The sequence below is a fragment of the Candidatus Omnitrophota bacterium genome (assembly GCA_023227985.1).
GTDB lineage: Bacteria > Omnitrophota > Gorgyraeia > Gygaellales > Profunditerraquicolaceae > JALOCB01.
The window spans coordinates 41,036-57,595 of the sequence record JALOCB010000003.1 but is presented as its reverse complement, the minus strand read 5'-3'; the positions used below and the strand labels follow the sequence as shown (position 1 = coordinate 57,595).

General features: G+C 49.8%; 14 protein-coding genes and 1 tRNA gene. 7 read left to right on the top strand and 8 right to left on the bottom strand.

Features of this window, described 5'->3' with window-relative positions; translation table 11 throughout:
- Positions 1-18 precede the first annotated feature (18 nt).
- From M0R35_01205 to M0R35_01170, 8 genes are all read right to left on the bottom strand, one after another.
- Positions 19-771, bottom strand: a complete 753-nt coding sequence (locus M0R35_01205; GenBank protein ID MCK9594278.1) for a substrate-binding domain-containing protein — start codon at positions 769-771, stop codon at positions 19-21.
- Positions 772-865: 94 nt separating this feature from the next.
- The gene (locus M0R35_01200) at positions 866-1,549 is read right to left on the bottom strand and encodes a hypothetical protein (GenBank protein ID MCK9594277.1); all 684 of its coding nucleotides are present in this window, start codon (positions 1,547-1,549) and stop codon (positions 866-868) included.
- Positions 1,512-3,401 carry a tRNA uridine-5-carboxymethylaminomethyl(34) synthesis enzyme MnmG gene (gene mnmG / locus M0R35_01195; protein MCK9594276.1) on the bottom strand — a complete coding sequence of 630 codons (1,890 nt, stop codon included), beginning with the start codon at positions 3,399-3,401 and terminating at the stop codon, positions 1,512-1,514. Before mnmG ends, M0R35_01200 begins: the two co-directional genes overlap by 38 nt.
- Before the next feature lie 105 nt (positions 3,402-3,506).
- Entirely contained in the window at positions 3,507-4,793 is a 1,287-nt protein-coding gene (locus M0R35_01190; protein ID MCK9594275.1) for an alkaline phosphatase family protein, read from the bottom strand.
- Positions 4,794-4,931: 138 nt separating this feature from the next.
- Positions 4,932-7,217, bottom strand: a complete 2,286-nt coding sequence (locus tag M0R35_01185; GenBank protein ID MCK9594274.1) for a vitamin B12-dependent ribonucleotide reductase — start codon at positions 7,215-7,217, stop codon at positions 4,932-4,934.
- A 187-nt stretch (positions 7,218-7,404) separates the two neighbouring features.
- Positions 7,405-8,430 (bottom strand): LacI family transcriptional regulator, encoded by a 1,026-nt coding sequence (locus tag M0R35_01180; GenBank protein ID MCK9594273.1) that lies wholly within the window; start codon positions 8,428-8,430, stop codon positions 7,405-7,407.
- A 43-nt stretch (positions 8,431-8,473) separates the two neighbouring features.
- Positions 8,474-9,730 carry a hypothetical protein gene (locus M0R35_01175; GenBank protein MCK9594272.1) on the bottom strand — a complete coding sequence of 419 codons (1,257 nt, stop codon included), beginning with the start codon at positions 9,728-9,730 and terminating at the stop codon, positions 8,474-8,476.
- Positions 9,731-9,743: 13 nt separating this feature from the next.
- Positions 9,744-10,982, bottom strand: a complete 1,239-nt coding sequence (locus M0R35_01170) for an ROK family protein (GenBank protein ID MCK9594271.1) — start codon at positions 10,980-10,982, stop codon at positions 9,744-9,746.
- Between the two features lie 188 nt (positions 10,983-11,170).
- On the opposite strand from M0R35_01170, the gene M0R35_01165 reads away from it, so the two are divergent.
- From M0R35_01165 to M0R35_01135, 7 genes are all read left to right on the top strand, one after another.
- Positions 11,171-11,243 (top strand) — tRNA-Thr (locus M0R35_01165).
- Between the two features lie 97 nt (positions 11,244-11,340).
- On the top strand, positions 11,341-12,582 hold the full coding sequence (locus M0R35_01160; GenBank protein ID MCK9594270.1) for an MFS transporter: 1,242 nt from the start codon (positions 11,341-11,343) through the stop codon (positions 12,580-12,582).
- The gene (gene rsxC / locus M0R35_01155; protein ID MCK9594269.1) at positions 12,570-13,853 is read left to right on the top strand and encodes an electron transport complex subunit RsxC; all 1,284 of its coding nucleotides are present in this window, start codon (positions 12,570-12,572) and stop codon (positions 13,851-13,853) included. The genes M0R35_01160 and rsxC overlap by 13 nt, the downstream gene beginning before the upstream one ends.
- Positions 13,850-14,434, top strand: a complete 585-nt coding sequence (locus tag M0R35_01150; protein ID MCK9594268.1) for an RnfABCDGE type electron transport complex subunit G — start codon at positions 13,850-13,852, stop codon at positions 14,432-14,434. Before rsxC ends, M0R35_01150 begins: the two co-directional genes overlap by 4 nt.
- Positions 14,424-15,365: an RnfABCDGE type electron transport complex subunit D gene (locus M0R35_01145; protein MCK9594267.1), complete on the top strand. Its 942-nt coding sequence runs from the start codon at positions 14,424-14,426 to the stop codon at positions 15,363-15,365. Before M0R35_01150 ends, M0R35_01145 begins: the two co-directional genes overlap by 11 nt.
- The gene (locus tag M0R35_01140) at positions 15,362-15,955 is read left to right on the top strand and encodes an electron transport complex subunit E (GenBank protein ID MCK9594266.1); all 594 of its coding nucleotides are present in this window, start codon (positions 15,362-15,364) and stop codon (positions 15,953-15,955) included. The genes M0R35_01145 and M0R35_01140 overlap by 4 nt, the downstream gene beginning before the upstream one ends.
- Positions 15,952-16,560, top strand: a complete 609-nt coding sequence (locus M0R35_01135) for an RnfABCDGE type electron transport complex subunit A (GenBank protein ID MCK9594265.1) — start codon at positions 15,952-15,954, stop codon at positions 16,558-16,560. Before M0R35_01140 ends, M0R35_01135 begins: the two co-directional genes overlap by 4 nt.

The following is a 16,560-nucleotide window of genomic DNA, read 5'->3' as shown; positions in this document are numbered from 1 at the left end:
CCCCTCTGTTTTAATGGATCACTCGCTTTTGTCATTCGCCGCCGCCGGATAAAACCCATAGGCAGAAAGCATCTCCTGATAATCCCTGGAAAGAACGCGTTCGATGAACATCCTGACCGCGGGATTTGACCCGCTGGTCCAGAAAAAAACAGGGCGCTGAACAGGATAACGCGCATCAAGCATCTTATCTTTGACCGGGGTAAAGTATTCTCCGGAAGTGGGGCTCGCTACGGATAACATCTTCAGTCCGGCGGGGACATAGGTCCCGGGATAATAACCCAAGGCTAACGGCTGTACGGCCACCTGTTGGCGTATCTCGGCATTCGAAAGAAAATCATTCACCCGGTAAGCGATATTTTTCTTGCCGGAAGGCGAAAAAACGCTCAAAATGCTTTCTTCAACAAAATCATTTACCCAGGAATTAGCCGGAGGCCCATACACGGTTATCTCTCCGAATGCTCCGCCCACATCCTCCCAATTTATCGTCTCCCCTGACAGGATATCTGCGAGTTCGCTCATAGTAAGCTTATCAACCGGATTCTGCGGATTTACCACAAAAACAACCCCTTCCGCGGCCACCACGGTTTTATTTACCTTACTCTCTTCCCATCTAAAGATATCTTGGGGCCGGGACACGTTTATAACAATATCGCATTCCCCGAGGGACAGGTCAGTAAAACCTTCTCTCGCCGTACACACAGCGAAGCGTATGGCAACCCCGGGCTCATCCTGCCGGAATTTTTCCACCCAGGGCTCGGCGAACTTCGCCATCTTCTCCGGCCCCTCTATCAGAATTTCGTCATCAGCGGCATACGCCCCAAATGTTATGAGCGTGAAGAAGGTTAAAAAAACAAACGCAAAAAACTTACCCCTCATTTTTTCTCCCGCAGACCTTTATACAGACCCCGCAAACATACTGCTCGACCTGACGCGGGCCCTGGAATATCTTCATCTGTTCAAAACATTTCATATGGTCGAAATCCTCGGGTCTTTCTCCGATGGCCTTGCCCGGGCAGACATTAACGCAGCTCCGGCATGACGCGCAGTTTTCTTTTGAAGGTTTATCTCTTTTGACGGGCATATCGGTAAGCACGCAGGTAAGCCTGAACGCGGCCCCGAGCTCTTTATTTACCAGCAGGTTATTCCTGCCGATCCAACCTATACCGGCGAGGTATCCGATTTTCTTATGCGACAAATGCGCCGATTGTTTTTTCCAGTCGACGATTTGAGTGGCGGGTATGGGAAGACTGAAATAACCCTGCTTCTGGATAAAACCGGCGAGCTTAAAAGCGGTCATGTCCAGAAACGAATTAACTATTTTATAATGGTGGAAATAAAGCCTGGTAGGAGCGCCGTTTATATCTTCCAATACCCCGCGGCAAAGCCCGGCGCCTAAAACGACCGCGCTGGCGCATTTAGGAAGTATTCCCGGGGAAAGAAGGAAATCTTTTTTTATCCCGGATATGTCCGCTACGCCGAACAGGCCTGCCCCGGAATCCAGGCATAACTTTTTAAGCCTGCGATAATTTATCTCTGCTGTGCTCGGCATTATTTTTCCTTAAAAAAACCATTAGCATTGAGATCGCCGCCGGCGTGATCCCGGATATCCGCGCCGCCTGCCCCAGGTTGATCGGCATGAATTTGGCAAGCTTCTCCCTTATCTCCCGGGAAAGGCTTTTAACCTGCGAGAAATCCATACCCGCCGGTATTCTTATCTTCTCCAGATTGCGGAAACGTTCCACTTCATTGCATTGACGCTGGATAAATCCTTTATATTTTACCTCGATTTCCAGTTGTTGGGAAACTAATTCTGGGAGCTGTATATTCACCCCGTCCAACGAACGCAATTTCGCAAAATCTATCTGCGGACGCTTAAGGATATCCTCAAGAGCAGTCTTTTTCTTTAATCCCGCAGTATCCATTCCGGACAGTTGAAGATCAAGTTTCGCCGACGGTTTTAAGGATGTCTTTTTCAGATAGGCGAAGCCTTGCGCGATCAATTCCTGTTTTTTCTTCACCTGGGCGGCTTTATCATGTTTTACCAGCCCGATATCATAGCCTAAAAGAGTCAGCCTAAGGTCCGCGTTGTCCTCGCGCAGGATCAACCGGTATTCTACCCGGGAAGTGAACATCCGGTACGGCTCATTAGTCCCTTTTGTAGTAAGATCGTCGATCAACACGCCTATATAACTGGAGGCGCGGTCAAGTACAAAAGGGTCCCTTTTCTGGCAGCGTAAAGCGGCGTTGATCCCGGCGACCAACCCCTGGGCAGCGGCCTCTTCATAACCGGTGGTCCCGTTTATCTGCCCGGCCAGGTAAAGATTGCCGAGAGCTTTAGTTTCCAATGTCGGAAAAAGCTGGGTAGGTTCAACTACCGTATGCTCTATCCCATAGCCAAACTGAAGTATACGCGCCTGTTCTAACCCTTCGATCGAACGCACCATTTTAAGCTGAATATCTTCCGGAAGACTGGTAGACAGGCCATTAGGATAGACCTGATCAGTATCATAACCTTCCGGCTCAAGGAATACCTGGTGTCTTTGTCTATCGCTGAACTTGACTATTTTATCCTCAATAGACGGGCAATAGCGCACGCCGGTGGACTTTATTATCCCGGCGTAAAGCGGGGATTTATCCAGATTATCCCGGATGATCTGATGCGTCCCGGGATTGGTATAAGTGATATGGCAGGGGACTTGTTCCTGTCTTATTCGCGGGGTAGAGAAAGAAAACGGCTTGGGCGGCTTATCGCCTTCCTGCACGATCAGCCTGGAATAATCAATGCTCTTTTTATCCAACCGGGGGCAGGTCCCGGTCTTGAAACGCAAAAGTTTGAGGCCTTCTGCTTTAAGGCGGGCGGAGAGCTTGACTGAGGCAGGCTCATTTATCCTGCCACCGGGATAATGGTTAAGCCCTACGTGAATCAATCCGTCGAGGAACGTCCCTGAGGCGATAACCACGCATTCCGCGCTTATCCGCTCGTCTTTATCCGTGATCACCCCTTTTACCATGCCGCCCTCGATGATTAACCCGGATACCTCAGTCTCCTTAATAAAAAGGCCGTCCTGACCGCTGACCGCCCGGATCATATATTCTTTATAAAGCTTACGGTCTATCTGGGCGCGGGATGACTGGACTGCCGCCCCTTTAGAGGCGTTAAGGATACGCAATTGCATGGCGCAGGCATCAGCGGCCAGTCCCATTTCCCCGCCCAAGGCGTCGATCTCTTTGACCAACTGTCCTTTCCCCACCCCGCCTATTGCCGGGTTACAGCTCATATGCCCGATGGTATCAGCGCGTAAAGTGACCATCAGCGTCTTACAACCAAGCCTGGCGCCGGCTAACGCGGCTTCTATGCCCGCGTGCCCTGCGCCGATCACTATGACATCGTAATTATTCATGCTTGCCGGATTTTGAGGCATAATTAAAGACATAGGAATAAAGAACCTGTTCCCCGTGCCTTTAACTCCATCTATACCTATTTGATTTATAATGCGAGTATTATACTACCCTTGAGCGGTTTTCACAAGCAAGGCAAGAATATCCTGACCCTTGAGCAACCCCAACGAGCCAAGCTTAGCCGCCTTTTCAGAGAAGCTCAATGTCCCGTCAGGCTTGATCTTGCCTCCGGAAATAAGCAGAGGAACGCATCCAAAAGAATGCCGGCCCAGGACAGAATCAGTGATATGGTCCGAGGTGACACAAACTATCGTCTTTTTAAGATCGATGTTAGGGATAATATTGCCGAAAAGAAATTTATCTATCGCCTCGATAACCGCTTTTTTCTTTAAATGGTCTTTATCGTGGCCGGCCTCATCAGGGCCTTTGATATGTATATATACCCCGTTATAACCGTTCATTGCGTCTAAAGCCACCTTGGCCCATACCGGATAATCCACGTCCATATGCCCGCTCGATGAAGGCACGGCTATAATATCCATTCCGGTCAAAAGCGCGATCCCTCTTTCCACCGGCATTTCCACGAAACAACCGAATTTAATATCTTTATAAAGCTCGCCGATCGGCGCAAAACCCGGCAGCCTGTCCCCGGCATAACGCGATAAGATCAGGTTAGCCGGAAGTTTGTTCTCGCTCAGCCTCTTCTTGTTAACGCCGCATTCATTAAGCACCTGATGGGATTTCCGGGTGAATTCATTCACCAGGTTCGCGGCCTCGACCGCCTGAGGCATATCCTCGTAGCCGGGCATCGGCTGGCAATCCAAAAGCTTATTGGAAAATTCCTTGCAAGGAGCGCCCAATATCCCCCTGCGGTCATATGCCGGGTCAGTGTTAGTTATCCATCCGGATAATTTAGAGCGTATCCCCCGGATGACCAGCACCCCGCGGTGGCCGACAGTATTCTTGAATTCAAACGTCGCGCCGGATAAAGTCACCCGGGAATTGATCTGGCCGGCCAAAAACGACGCCTCTTCAAATGAAAGGCTTTTGGCGCAGCGCCGGTCCATTATAATCCGTCCATCATCATCCGCGCTGGCGAAATTAACCCTCAAAGCGAGATTGCCGTCTTCGATGCTTATGCCGCAGGCAAACGCCTCCAGAGGACCGCGTCCGGTGTAATATTTACCGACATCGTAGCCTAAAAGGCTTATTACCGCCAGATCGGATTCCGGGAATATCCCTTCCTTAACCGGATCAACCGATCCGGTGACGCCCATCTGGGCCAATCGGTCCAGATTAGGCGTATACGCCGCCTCTAAAGGGGTTTTCTGCCCGAGCTCTTTGACCGGCAGGTCCGCCAATCCGTCCAATATCATGTAAATTATATTCCGCATAGATTTATCCCGCCCCGGCCTAAAAGCCGGTGTTTATCGTAAATTAATACCCGGGTGAACAATACTTTTAGGGTATAAAATAAGCAGTCCCTTGCCCGGCAGAAGCCGGACAAGGGACTATGTATTTGTTAAATCAGTTTAGCACTTGGAAAAACCGCAGCTATGGCATTTTATACAGCCTTCTTCATGCCGCAGCGTGCCGCCGCAGTCAGGGCACATCCCCACGATCTCTCCCTGAGCGTTATCTTCCAGCCCGTTGTCGTCATGATGAGAATGTTTCATGGCTATCGGAGCTGTCTCCAGCGCGGACTTATGCGCCTGGGTACTTACAAGCCTTTTTTCTATGACCCGGGCGATCGCGTCAGCGCAAGAGAATATCCTCTGGCCTTTTTCCCAGGAAGGGGAAGGGCAGCGTATATTGCGCAGTTGCTCCATAATAGATTTAACTTCCACCCCCGCGCGGAAGCCCAGAGATACCATGCGGCCCAATGCCTCAAGCTGGCTGCCGGCGCATCCGCCGGCCTTTCCCATCTGGGTAAAAAGTTCAAAAGGCTTGCCTTCTTCGTCGATATTAATAGTGACGTAAAGGTTGCCGCAGCCGGTCGAGACCTTGGTAGTGGTCCCAAAGATAACCTCAGGCCTTGGCCTGGGCGTGATCTTTCCCGGTTCGCTTTTCGACTCCTGCGACTGCGGAGCCTCTGTCTTATGGTTTATATTCAACACCTGCTCTTCGCGGCTGCGGTCGCGGTAAACCGTTATGCCTTTGCACCCCAACTCATACGCCAGGAGGTACGCCTTGCGCACATCTTCGGAAATAGCCTCATGCGGAAAGTTTATCGTCTTGGAAACCGCGTTGTGCACGTATTTCTGGAAAGCCGCCTGCATCTTCACGTGCCACTCCGGAGAGATATCATGGGCAGTGACAAAAATCCTCTTTACGTCCTCCGGAATACCCTCGATATCCTTCAATGAACTGCTTTCGGCGATCTTCTCCATTAATTCCCGGCTGTAGAATCCGCGCTCCTTGGCGATCTTCTCGAACAACGGGTCAACTTCCACCAACTTATCGTTATCCATTACATTGCGGTAATATACTATCGCGAATAACGGCTCTATGCCCGAAGAACACGGACCGGCGATAATGCTGATCGTGCCGGTAGGGGCTATCGTAGTCAGGGTGGCGTTGCGCATAAGGATATTCTTCTTATCCCAGGTCGAACCCTTGTAAGTCGGAAAAGTCCCTTTTTCCCTCGCCAGCTCCTGCGATTTCTTCAAGCCTTCGTCTAATATGAACGACATTACCTTTTCCGCCAGATCCACCGCTTCCTGGCTGTTATAAGGTATGCCCAGTTTTATCAGGAGGCTTGCCCAACCCATCACGCCCAGCCCGATCTTGCGGGTAGAGGTAGTCGCTTTCTCAATCTCCGGCAAAGGGAACTTATTAACGTCGATCAGATTATCCAGAAAATGCACGCCCAACCTGACCACTTTTTTGATCTCGTCCCAATCGACTACACAGCGGGAACCCGACTGTTTATATAACACCGCCAGGTTTATCGAGCCCAGGTCGCAGCTTTCATAAGGCAGAAGCGGCTGCTCCCCGCACGGATTAGTGCTCTCCATCTTGCCTAAGTGCGGAGTAGGATTTTCGATGTTTATTTTGTCAATGTAAATAATCCCCGGCTCGCCGTTCTTGTGCGCCTGTTTCACCACCAGGTCGAACACCTCTTTGGGATTGATCTCCTTATAGACCTGCTTGGTATGAGGGTCTATAAGATTATACTTCTGGCCGGTCTTCAATTTCTCCATAAATTCGTCGGTAATAGCTACCGAGATATTGAAATTGACTATCTCCTTGTTGTTTTCCTTGCAGGTGATGAATTCCAGGATGTCGGGATGATCCACTCCCAGGATGCCCATATTCGCGCCGCGCCGGGTCCCGCCCTGTTTTACCGCCTCTGTGGCCGCGTCATAGACCCGCATAAAAGAAACCGGGCCGGAAGCTACGCCGCCGGTGGTCTTGACCACGGAATTCTTGGAACGCAGGCGTGAGAAAGAAAAACCGGTGCCGCCACCCGACTTATGGATCATCGCGGTCGCTTTTAGCGTTTCGAATATCGAATCCATGGAATCTTCTATCGGCAGGGTAAAACAGGCGCTTAACTGCCCCAGGTCCCGTCCGGCGTTCATCAGGCAGGGGGAATTAGGGACAAATTCCAACGAGGTCATCACCCGGTAAAATTCATCTTCCATCCGGGCCACATCTTTTTCCGTTTTGTTATACTTCAGCTCGGCTTCGGCGATAGCCCTGGCGACCCGGTGAAACATCTCCTCCGGGGTCTCAATGACCTTGCCGGACTTGTCCCTCTTAAGGTACCTTCTCTCCAGCACCCTGAGGGCATTCTGGGAAAGCGCTAACGACATTTTCTCCTCCTATAATAAAACCGTTGAACCTGATCTGACAAAAATACCGCTGACATCTTGTGAGTATATCACCGCCAAAATAACATGTCAATAAAAAAATACAACATATTGTATTTTTAATCTACAACAATACAACTTGTTGTATTTTATTCCTTCCGGCCATTACGAAAGATCGAACTGCGACTGGCTATATCTGCTGGCAAGACTCCCTGATCACTAATTCAGCGGGGAGGAAGATCTTTTTAGCCTGAGTTTTCTTGCCGGCGTTCTTGTCCGCCATCAGGATATTCAATTCTTTTACCGAATCCTGCGCCATTTTTACCAAAGGCTGCCTTACCGTGGTCAACGCCACCGGGCCGTAAAGCCCGGAAGGGTTATCGTCAAAACCGACCACCGACAGATCCTGGGGGATCCGGATCCCGCGCTCCCTGGCCACCGCAATAACCTCCAGCGCCATAGAGTCGGAAGCCACAAATACGGCGGTAGGCCGATCCGGCAGATCAAGCAGTTTTTCAGCGGCGCCCCTGGCCTGGCCGCGGGAATAATCCGTATTGATCACATAATCCGGCCTGAAGGCGATCTTGTTCTCATCCATCGCCGCCTTATATCCGAGCAAACGATGGCTGGCGGCCTGGGTAACGATATCGCCGGTAATATGGGCGATCTTTTTATGGCCGAGCCCGATAAGGTAATTCACCGCTTCCTCCGCGCCTTTCTTATTATCGATAGCCAGGCAGGTGACGTTCAGGTCTTCGGCGTAATTATTGATCAATACCGCGGGGATGCCGCAACTCAAAGCATCCTCCAACTGCAGGCGGTTGGCGATAATATCCGCAAAGATCACTCCGCCGACGCCTTTAAGGTTCAGCGTTGAATTGCTTTCAGTAAGATGCAGAAGCAGGTCCAGCTTCAATGCCGAGGCCAATGTGCCTATGCCCCGGATCAATTCCAGCGCGTAGAAAGAATAAAATATGCCTTCGTACCGGGGAATGACCAGAGCGACCACGTTGCTTTTACCGGTAGCCAGGCGCTGTGCGGAAACAGAGGGCTGGAAATGCAGATCTTTTACCACTTGGATGACCCGGGCCTTACTGGCTGCCTTGACCGAAGGGCTCTTATTTATGACCCGGGAAACAGTGCTGATAGAAACCTTAGCCAGCCTGGCAACGTCCTTGATGGAAATAGTTTTAGAGGATGTTTTCTTTGTGCGCACTATTTATTATTCCGGATAACAGGTCGACTGCCGGCCTATAAAGCTATTTGACCTCGTCGCCTACTTCAATAGTATAATTCTGGTTCTTTATATCGCAGGCCGCGATATTCTTACGGACCTGGATGACCTCAATATCGCTTATAGTTTGCCTTTTCTTATTATGAACACGGAATCTATCCCCTACCTTTACCCCGGCGGCCTCACCGGTATTAATGATCACAAAGTTGTTTTCCGGGTTTACCGCCAATACCTCGGCCTTATTGGCCTGGACCGCAACCGGCGCTGATCTGCCTTTACCCGCGTCCTGGGGGCGCACTACTATAGGCTGAAGCTGCACAGCCTCTTTCCTCGATTCCGCGGCCGCTTTTTGCGATGAAACTGCCCGTGCCGGTTCCGGGCTTACAAACGGAACAATCTTCGGCTGATGCAAATTGCCCAATTCCTCTTTAAGATTATCCATCTGCATTACCTTCTGGCGGATGAACACCTCCATCCGGGTAAGATCATTCTCCATAAGCTTATTTTTTGCCTGCAATTCCGCGAATTTATTTTCCAGTTCGGCTTTACGTGCATCCAGGCCATTCAACTGGTCTTTCAGCAAAGCGTTATCCGCTTCCAGCGAATTAAGGTTAGCCTGAATGATCAATTTATCGGATTTCTCGCGGAAAAGCTCCTGGGTCAGGCTGTCTATTACCTTATTATTATACATAAGCTGGCGCTCGGAATCGAGTGTGCCGCGGTTTTGGCTCTTCAACTCCAGGATAAGATCATTCTTAGCCCGCGTTAATTTCGCGTTAGTTTCTTTTAAGGCATCCAGATCGTCACGCAGGGTCTCTATCTCTAATTCCAATTCAGCCTTATTCTTCAATATCCCCGCCCAGTAGGTATCGCCCTCCAATTCGCCCGGCCCCTTTTCAGAAGCCGCATCCGAGCTGCGGGGAGCGGATTTGATTATCGCCGATCTTTCTTTCTCCGCGGCGATATCCCTATTCAGTTTCCGTATCTCATTCTTCAGCTCTTCTTTCTCTTTTACCGCCAATTCAAATCTTTTATGTATCTCGCCTTTTTCCGTGCCCAGTTTTTCCAGGCGCTCGTTGAAAGAAATGATCTTATCTTTAAAGGCCCGGTTCTCCTGGGTAAGGCTTTCCAGTTTCACGCCCAGGGTCTTTTTTTCCTCTTCCAGGCCGGCCTTATCGCTCTGCAGCACGCTCACCTGATTGACCTTACCGTAAGCGAACATCGCGATCACCGCGATTATAATTAAGAGGCCGATAATGACTATTACTTTCCTATCTGTCATCAATAACTCCTTTTTACCATACCTGGGCGAAAAGCCGCTGCATCACTAAACTCGCAGCGCCCAACGAAACGGCGTTTTCGCGCAGCTGCGAGTAAACGATCTTAAGGTCCGAAGTGACTTCCCTGAAAGCCCACTCCCTTACAGTCGAGGAAACTTTATTCAAGAAAGCGTCCCCCGCTTCTTCCAGCCCGCCCCCAAGAACCACCATTTCGGGGTTCAGGAAATTAACCAGGGAAGCTATCTTTATTCCCAGGCGCTTAGCTGCTTTCTCTAAAGCCGCGAGGATGATCGGATCATTGGTCCGGGCGCCGATAAAAACGCTTTTCAGGTCTATATTATCGATATTAGCGGAAGTCAATTTAAAAAAACGGGAAGCGGCTTCCGGGTCTTTAGCCAGCGCGGCTTTGACGTCTTCTACTATTCCCAGGTCCATTTCCCAGCGCTTTAGAAAACAATCATTTCCCGCCTGGCAATTGAAGAGGTCCTGTTCTTTGTAATTATAAACCGCGACCTCTCCGGCGTACCCCTGGGTCCCCCGGTATATCTGGCCGTTCATCAACAAGCCGCAGCCTACGCCGGAAAACATATAGATCATGTTTTTTATACCGGTCTCCAGGCCCAGCCAATATTCACCGAAACAGGCGCTGGTAGCGTCATTCTCAATCAAGGTAGGCAAATTGAATTCGCGTTCGATGAGGTTCTTGAGCGGCAGGTCTACCGAGGCGTAAGTATAGTAATGGTCCATTTTTTGCGGCCAGTGTATAGAACCATCCTGCTTGCTGACCAGGCCGGCTATGCCTACGCCGATGCCCTTTATGTTAGCGGAGTAATCCTTAGACCTGCGGAATATCTCGCGGATGATCTCCAGGAGGCATTCGGTGATATCCTTTACCGACAGTTTCTGCGGCCGGGCGATCTGCGTCTTAGTGATGATATTGCCTTTTAAATCCACCAGCAGCCCCACCATATTCATCAGGTTCAGCCCCACACCGACTATATAACCGCCCTGGGAATTCAAATCCAAAAGCACAGGCCTCCTGCCGCCCTCGGAAACATCAAGCTCCTTTTCATAAACCAGATTATGCTTTATGAAATCGTCGATGTAATTCGAGATAGTGACCACATTGATCCCTATTTCTTTGGAGATATCGGGACGGCTTATCGGGCCGCGTTTTCGCAGGAGTTCAAGTATGTCTATATTGCGTCGTTCTTTCTCGGAGAGATCGTCATTCTGGAAATTCGCGTGCGGCATTTACGCAACCTTTCTCGGCATTAAGAAAAAATCTTCAGGTGTTTTTTTATTTATACTACGTAGCTATACATAAGTCAAGTATTTTTAATAATTAAAGATACCGGAATGTTTATGTTTTGAACCGGTATAATTTGACTATTGCTTAAAAGTTGATATAATGATTAGAAAAGTTTTATTTTAAAATTTATGCCGGCGTAGCTCAGTTGGTAGAGCAACGGTTTCGTAAATCGTGGGTCGTGGGTTCGATTCCCTCCGCCGGCTTGTATTTCGCCATATATCCTTCCGCAGGCCCCAAAATGGCTTGCTGCGGAAAACCATCGTATTTTATTAATAAAAAACCGTATTCTAATTAAAACCAATGTCCAGGTTTACCAAGGTTTTACGTAATCGCGACTTCTCCCTGCTCTGGCTAAGCCAGATCATCTCCCAATTAGGAGACCGCCTCAGCCAGATGGCCCTGATAGGCCTGGTCCCCGGATCAACCTGGCAGATCGCCAAAATACTCTCATTTACCCTGATCCCGGTATTTTTGATCGGCCCGATCGCCGGGGCCTATGTTGACCGCTGGGACCGGCGAAAAACTATGTTCATTTGCGATTCATTAAGGGCATGCCTGGTCCTGACCATCCCACTCCTGTTCCTTTATAATAAGTTCATCGGTATATACATTGTTATTTTTGTTGTCTTCTCATTAGGTCGCTTTTTTATCCCGGCAAAACTGGCGATAGTCCCGGAACTGGTAGCGGCAGAAGACCTTGTAGCCGCCAACTCCCTGGTCAATACTACAGGGATGATCGCCGCGGTATTGGGTTTCGGAATAAGCGGCCTGATCGTTGAAAAATTAGGCGCCAAAGCCGGATTCTACCTTGACGGCTTAAGCTTTATCGTATCCGCGGGATTGCTCTTCTTTATCAGTAAAAAGAACCGCTTTGCCCGGATTGATATAAAAAAGACCAGCCAGGAAATAGTCGGCGCGATCAAAAAAACCATCGGCAGCGACATAAAAGAAAGCATTTTTTATGTCTGGAAAAACAAAGAGATACGCTTCACCGCAGGGGTGATGTTCGCCCTTTTCGCGGCGCTGGGCTCGGTATACGTAGTCGCGATAGTTTTCATCCAAAAAACCCTGCATTCCGCCACTAAAGACCTGGGGTTATTGATCATGTTCTTGGGCCTGGGCCTGTTCACCGGCTCGCTGATATACGGCCACTGCGGGCACAAACTCTCACACTACAAAACCATCTTTACATCATTGATCTTAAGCGGTATAATGCTTGTTGCCTTCGCTTTAGGCATATCCCGCTATCCTGTTTTCATAGTCGCGGCCGTATTATCTCTGTGCCTAGGCATGTCTATTTCGCCGATTATGATCGCCTCCAACACTATAGTTCACAATGTGAGCGCGAATCATATGATGGGCAAAGTTTTCAGCTCTCTGGAAATCGTAATGCATCTGGGATTCCTCACATTCATGTTCATCAGCAGCAAGCTGGCGGACAAATTATCCCATACCTATATCCTTGTGGCAGTAGGCTGCATAATCGCGCTATTGGGAATCATCAACCTGATCGTCCATCATAAAATATCATGGTTAGATTAGAAGAGAATAAATTCCACACCCAGGACAAACCGATAGAGAACGCGCCATTACCCGCGAACGCGTATATACCCATAAGCCAGCATATCGGAGCCCCTTGCGACAATATCCTGGTAAAACCCGGGGATGCTGTTTTGCGCGGACAGCTTATCGCGCAGTCCGAAGCCAAGGTTTATTCCCCTGTCCACAGCTCGATATCCGGCAAAGTAACCGCCATCCGAAACTGGCCGCACCCCAGCCGCGGGATGTGCCGGACGATAATCATCGAGAACGACGGCAAGGACCTGCCCTTCAGCGCCCAGGCAGACAAAACTAAAGAAGAAGCCGAAAGGTCGACCCCCGAGCAAATCCGTGGAGCTGTTTTCAGCGCCGGCATAGTCGGCATGGGCGGAGCGGCTTTTCCCACTCACATCAAGCTTAATCCGCCCAAACCAATAGATTCGCTGATCATCAATATCGCCGAATGCGAACCATACCTGACCGGCGACTCACAATTAGTGCTTGAAAAAACTCAGGAGATAATAAACGGCATAACCCTGATAAAAAACTGCCTTAACTGCGGCAAGATTTACGTCGCCATAGAAGACAATAAAGAATCCGCGATAAAGATACTGGAGAAAGAACTCAAAGCCACCCCTTATCAATTGAGGGTATTGAGATCACTTTACCCGCAGGGCGGGGAAAAACAACTGATAAAACAGATATTGAACAAAGAGCTGCCTCCCGGCAAACTCCCCTTTGACCTGGGCGTGAACGTGCAGAATGTATCCACGGTCTTTGCCGTTTACGAAAGTGTTTACAGGTCCAAGCCGCTTTACGAACGGGTAGTGACCGTGACCGGCAGCCTTCTCGAAAACCCCAAAAATATACTTGCCCGGATCGGCACGCCTGTAAAGGAATTGATCGCATTCTGCGGTCCGCTGAGAACCGAACCGGCAAAAATGATAATAGGCGGGCCGATGATGGGCATAGCCCAGTACACCGACCAGGTCCCGGTAATAAAATCCACCACCGGCGTTATCCTGCTTGACGCCCAAGAAGCTAAAATGCTGGAAGAGCAGCCTTGTATCCGCTGCGCAGCCTGCGTCCGGAACTGTCCGATGGGACTTATGCCCTGCCTGATCAACCTGTCCGCGGCAAAAGGGCTGTGGCAAGAAGCAAAAGGATACGGGGTTTTGGATTGTATTGAATGCGGCTTATGCAACTTTATCTGCCCGTCTAACCGCAGGCTAACCCAAACGGTGAAATTAGCGAAAATGGAATTATCAAGATGAGGGCACTGCTGCGTTACGGATTGATCCTGGGACTTATCTGCCTGGTAGCCACCGGCCTATTGGCAATAGTTAACCGGCTGACCCTGCCCCAGATCACCATTCAGCTTAACCGGGAAACAGAAAAAAGTTTAAAAGAAGTGCTGCCGGAAGCAGCCAGCTTTGAGCCGGTGAGGCAAAATAACGGGATCATTTATTACCGCGCTTTGAACGGAACAGGCGGGGTTATCGGCGCCGCCTTCAAAGCCTCGGGCAAAGGCTATTCCAGCGTGATCGAGACTATGGTCGGAATGAAAAAAGACGGCACGATAAACGCCATAAAAGTATTGGCCCAGAATGAAACCCCGGGCTTGGGCTCGCGCATAACTGAAATAAAAGACGACACCACCATATTTGATTTCATTAAAGGCAAAAAACAGGACACCGCCGAAAAACCCTGGTTTGGCGAACAGTTCTCCGGCAAGGATATACGCGGCCTTTCCGGGATCCAGGCGATAACCGGAGCCACTATTTCTTCACAGGCAGTGATCGATTCCGTAAAAGAAAAAACCCAGGAGATAAAAAGGCTGTTAAATGGGAACTAAGCTTATAGTCAGCGGCTCTCCGCATATGCACACCCGGGAATCAACGAGCCGGATAATGTGGCTGGTGGCCCTAAGCCTGGCCCCGGCAGGGCTTTCAGGCATATGGATTTTCGGCAACCAGGCGCTCTGGATTATCCTTCTGGCTATAGCCTCCGCGCTGATCACCGAAACCGGCATTCAGCTGATCACCAAACGCAAAGTCTCTGTTTTAGACGGCAGCGCGTTCCTGACCGGGCTGCTTTTAGCCTATAACCTCGGCCCGAGCGTTCCTTTCTGGATACCGATAGTCGGCTCTTTCGTAGCCATCGCTTTAGGAAAAATGGTTTTTGGAGGACTGGGACAGAATATCTTCAACCCGGCTCTGGTTGGCAGGGTATTCCTGCTGGCCTCCTGGCCAAAATATATGACCACGTTCATTCAGCCTTTAACCTATGACACTGTGACCCAGGCTACCCCTCTGGCCCTGCTTAAAGAAGGCAAAGCCATCGAGCATATCAATTATTTCAACCTTTTTCTGGGCAATCACAGCGGCTGTATAGGAGAAGTAAGCATACTGGCGCTCATCTTAGGCGCAGCCTTTCTTCTCTTAAGAGGCTATATCTCCTGGCATATACCTTTAAGTTTTATCGCCACTACCGGCATATTCACCTATTTATTCGCCGGGAAAAACCTATTCACCGGGGACTGGGTTTTTCATATCCTCTCCGGAGGGCTGGTCCTGGGTGCTTTTTTCATGGCCACGGATTATGTCACATCGCCTTTGACGCGCAAAGGCCATATTATTTTCGGCGTCGGTTGCGGCCTGCTGACCGCGGTCATCCGGGTCTGGGGCGGATACCCTGAAGGCGTTTCTTACGCCATACTGATGATGAACGCCGCCGCGCCATTGATCGACCGTTTCACCAAGAACAGGGTCTACGGAGTAAAGTGAAAAATATCTTCCAAGAATGCGTTAAAGGCATAATCAAAGAAAACCCCACCTTTGTCCTGGCGCTGGGCCTCTGTCCTACCCTGGCGGTTTCCATATCCATGATCAACGGCCTGGGGATGGGGGCCGCCGCGACCTTTGTCCTGGTATTTTCCAATATCATCATATCGATGATCAAGGGTTTCGTCCCGAATAAGATCCGCATACCCTGTTTCATAGTGGTGATAGCCACCTTCGTCACCATTACCGAACTGCTGATGAAGGCTTACAGCCCGGCCCTGAACCGGGCGCTGGGGATATACGTGCCCTTGATAGTGGTCAATTGCATGGTCCTCGGGCGGGCAGAGGCATTCGCCTCCAAGAACAATATCTGGCATTCCCTGTTCGACGGCATCGGAATGGGCATAGGCTTTACCCTGGCTCTTTTGCTTATCTCCGGGATCCGGGAATTAGCGGGAGCCGGCAAGATCTTCGGCCTGAATATTGTCAAGGGATTTGAACCGGCGGCTGTCATTGCGATGCCGTCAGGCGCGCTTCTGGTGATCGGATTGCTTTTGGGATTGTTCAATGTCATAAAAAGAAGGGATAAATGAGTATAGCCGTATTCCTGACCATATTTATCTCCGCGGTATTCATCAACAATGTGATCCTTTCGCGGTTCCTGGGCTTGTGCTCTTTTATCGCTATCTCCAAACAAACCAAACCGGCGCTGGCAATGAGTTTCGCGGTAATGTTCGTTATCACGATGTCTTCGATCATCACCTGGTTCATTTACCGTTTTCTTCTTATACCTTTCAACATCACCTATCTGCGGACGATCTCTTTCATCCTGGTAATTGCCGCGTTCGTTCAATTGGTGGAAATGATGATAAGGAAATTCGCTCCGGCGCTTTACCGCTTTTTCGGGATATACCTTCCGTTGATCACGGTAAATTGCGCGGTACTGGGCGTGGCTGTTTTGAATTCGGATATGTTCTTTGCTCAAGGCAAAGCTGTCCCAGCAAGCTTCCTTTATTCTGTTTTTCAAGCGGTCTGCGCAGGCCTGGGCTTCACCTTGGCCATGCTTCTAATGTCCGGGATCAGGGAAAGGCTGGAACTTTGCGACGTCCCCAAGGCCTTGAAGGATTTTCCGCTTGGTTTTATCATCGCCGGGATCATGAGCTTAAGCTTTATGGGATTCAACGGGTTTAAATTCTAA